The organism is Nocardia sp. NPDC004260, from assembly GCF_053603155.1.
The window spans coordinates 1-2749 of sequence record NZ_JBSGEZ010000214.1 but is presented as its reverse complement, the minus strand read 5'-3'; the positions used below and the strand labels follow the sequence as shown (position 1 = coordinate 2749).

At 66.5% G+C, this 2749-nt stretch carries 4 protein-coding genes and 1 pseudogene; 3 read left to right on the top strand and 2 right to left on the bottom strand.

What is annotated here, in order from left to right; genetic code table 11:
* Positions 1-264: 264 nt before the first annotated feature.
* Both ACWEO7_RS38985 and ACWEO7_RS38980 read right to left on the bottom strand, forming a co-directional pair.
* Positions 265-501: a hypothetical protein gene (locus ACWEO7_RS38985; protein WP_452430801.1), complete on the bottom strand. Its 237-nt coding sequence runs from the start codon at positions 499-501 to the stop codon at positions 265-267.
* Complete coding sequence (locus ACWEO7_RS38980; protein WP_452430800.1) at positions 489-755, bottom strand: hypothetical protein; 267 nt, start codon at positions 753-755, stop codon at positions 489-491. Before ACWEO7_RS38980 ends, ACWEO7_RS38985 begins: the two co-directional genes overlap by 13 nt.
* Positions 756-1088: 333 nt before the next feature.
* Between ACWEO7_RS38980 and ACWEO7_RS38975 the strand changes: the two are divergent.
* The 3 genes and pseudogenes from ACWEO7_RS38975 to ACWEO7_RS38965 all read left to right on the top strand — a co-directional run.
* Positions 1089-1265: pseudogene (locus ACWEO7_RS38975) on the top strand (hypothetical protein); the annotation flags it as partial.
* Positions 1266-1587: 322 nt separating this feature from the next.
* Positions 1588-1776 (top strand): hypothetical protein, encoded by a 189-nt coding sequence (locus ACWEO7_RS38970; RefSeq protein WP_452430805.1) that lies wholly within the window; start codon positions 1588-1590, stop codon positions 1774-1776.
* A 14-nt stretch (positions 1777-1790) separates the two neighbouring features.
* Positions 1791-2429: a polysaccharide deacetylase family protein gene (locus ACWEO7_RS38965; protein WP_452430803.1), complete on the top strand. Its 639-nt coding sequence runs from the start codon at positions 1791-1793 to the stop codon at positions 2427-2429.
* Positions 2430-2749 lie beyond the last annotated feature (320 nt).

Here is a 2749-nt window from a genome sequence, read left to right as displayed (position 1 = left end):
GACTGCACCGGATTCTCTTCTCCGCCGGAGGGGATGGTGGATCTTGCATCCGGTGCAGTTCACCTGCCCGGCCAACCAGACATCTCATCTCCAACGACACAGAAACTACACCCCTTCCTCCAGAATGTCTACACCCTGCAATACAGATTTTCCCGCTTCCCGAGTACGGGTTTCCCGCACGCCGCACCTCGGCGAACCGCTCCAGCAGCTCACCGACCCGGCCACGCACTTCATGCGCGGGGTTCACCAGGACCGGCGTGTCCGTCAGATCGGTGCCGCTGACATCACCACGCAGGTAGTCGACGACGAATTCCACCCCGGACCGAACCGCGTCCGAGGCTCCGGCGTCGGCGAGAGCCGCCGAAAGCTGTAGACGACGCTGGCCTCGGTGACCCGCTGCCACCACTGCGCATCGAAGTCCGGGTCGATGCTGACGTCGTTCCCGTCGGCGTGGATGATCACGCCGAAGGTGCCCGCATAGTGGCTGATCAACCCGTCCATGCGGCGCGTGGCCACCTCCGCCGGCTGCGGGTCGTAGCGCCCCACACGATCGAGGCGGTCAGAGCCTGCACGGTCGATTCGCGGCCGGGGTCCCAGCTGAACCGGGTGAGCTGGGCTTCGGCCATCGCCAGCGCGCTGTCGATGTCGGTCTGGGCGTCGGTGTGACCCATCGCGGCGTCGGCTGCGGCCTGGTCGAGCTCGTAGGCCTGCTCCTCGGCTCGGCTCGGCGCAGCGCCACCGACGCCAGCAGACACGCAATCGTCTGGCTGTGGCCGGCGGGCACACCCAACCGGGGGTGCCGTCAACGATCGTGTCACCAGGTACATGAAGCCGTGTTCGGCCAGGTAGCCGCCGGGATCATTCCCGTTCGGTCGGCAGCGTGGGGTAGGGGTGCAGTGATGTCTTCGGGATGCCGGTCTTGCTCGTGATTTCGCCGAGGCTGTTTCCCTGTTCGCGGAGCAGTCGGGCGTAGTCGATCTTGTCGTCGGGCGAGGCGGCGGGGCGGCCGATGTGGCGGCCTTGGATTCGGCGACGGCGCGGGCGCGGGCGGCGCGTTCGGCGGTAAAGGTGCGTTCCATCTCGTCCGCGTGGTGTCGGGTGCTCGCGGCCGTCGACGCGACGAGTTGGGCCACGCTGGCAAGCCACGTAGGGGCCGCCCGCCGGCGGATCTGTCACCGGCGTCGCTGGCCAACATCCTGTCCGCGGCGCTGGACGTCTTCGCCGCGTACGGATTCGACGGCACCTCGGTGGCCGCGCTGAATCGGGAACTGGGGGTCAGTCACAACCTGATCCATCAGCGCTTCGGGTCCAAGGAGGGGCTCTGGGTCGCCACCGTCGATTGGGCCTTCGGCGAGATCGACAAGCACATGACCCTGGACGCGCAGCTGGCCGCCACCGATCTGCTGGGTGCCGTGCGGGAGACGATCGTGCGTTTCCTGTGCCTGCACGCCTCCCACCCGCAGGTGCTGAGGTTGGTCTCGGTCGAAGCGGCCACCGACAGCCCCCGGCTGGCCTACCTGTTTCAAACCCACGTCGAGCCGCTACAACCGCCTGACCGGCCCGCTGAAGATCCTGGTCGACCGGGGCGTGCTCACCACCGCCGACATCCGCAGCCTGCATTTCCTCGTCGCGCACGGAGGTACCGCCCCGTTCAGCCTGGTGCCCTTCGCCATAAAACTCGACCCACTCGATCCGCTGGACCCGCAGGCCATCCGCGCGCACGCGGAGTTCGTCGCCGACACGGCGGTAGCGGGCTTGCGCGCCCGCGGTGCCTGAACACGGGGAGCTCGATGAAGGTCACGCTCAGTTTCGACAACGGCCCCACCGAAACCACGGGCGAAGTCCTCGACACCCTCGCCGAGCGAGGGATCCTGGCCAGCTTCTTCGTCGTGGGCACCGAATTGGAGAAGCCGGGCCGGCGCGCCTTGACCGAACGGGCCGCCGCCGAAGGGCACTGGGTCGGCAATCACACCATGACCCACTCGATCCAGTTCGGCGACAGCGACGACCCGAGCCTCCCCGCGCGCGAGATCGGCCAGGTGCAAGTACTGCTCGGGCCACTCGCCCACCCGGACAAGCTGTTTCGGCCCTACGGCGGCGGAGGCATCCTCGATCGGCGGCTGCTGAACCCGGCCGCGATCACCTACCTACGAGCAAACGACTACACCTGCGTGCTGTGGAACAACGTCCCACACGACTGGGATCGACCCGACGACTGGGTGTCACAGTGCCTGGCCGAAATCCATGCACGACCATGGAGCCTGGTCGTTCTGCACGACCTCCCCACCAGGGCGATGCGGCATCTCCCGGCTTTCCTGGACGAACTCGATGCGAGCGGCGTACAACTCGTCCAAGAATTCCCCGAGGCCACAGTGCCGATCTACCGCGGAGTGCAACGCGAATCCCTCGCCGATCTCAGCGTTTCCTGATGCGCTCGGCTGCGTCAACCGTGCCACCAGGGGCGGTGGCTTCTCCGGCGAGAATCCCAGACAGGGCAAACTGCGCAGGACCGCCGCCCGTTGCACCGCCACAAACCCGGAACCCTCGTCGGGCTGGTCGAATACGTCAAGCCCACGCTGTGGGCGACGAGCTCGGGATCGTCTACCTAATCGCCATCCGTGCGCAGCCCGGGGAGGATCAGGTATGAGCTTCCCCTAGCTTGAGTTTTAACCTCTGAGCTGGGTTTTCAATACCCCGGGTGATCATGGGTGAAGCCCTTGGTTGATCATGTCTCCTTGCGACAGAAAGA

Coding starts and splice junctions, on each gene's coding strand:
- ACWEO7_RS38985 (WP_452430801.1), bottom strand. CDS start 501: ATGGACGGGTTGATCAGCCACTATGCGGGCACCTTCGGCGTGATCATC.
- ACWEO7_RS38965 (WP_452430803.1), top strand. CDS start 1,791: ATGAAGGTCACGCTCAGTTTCGACAACGGCCCCACCGAAACCACGGGC.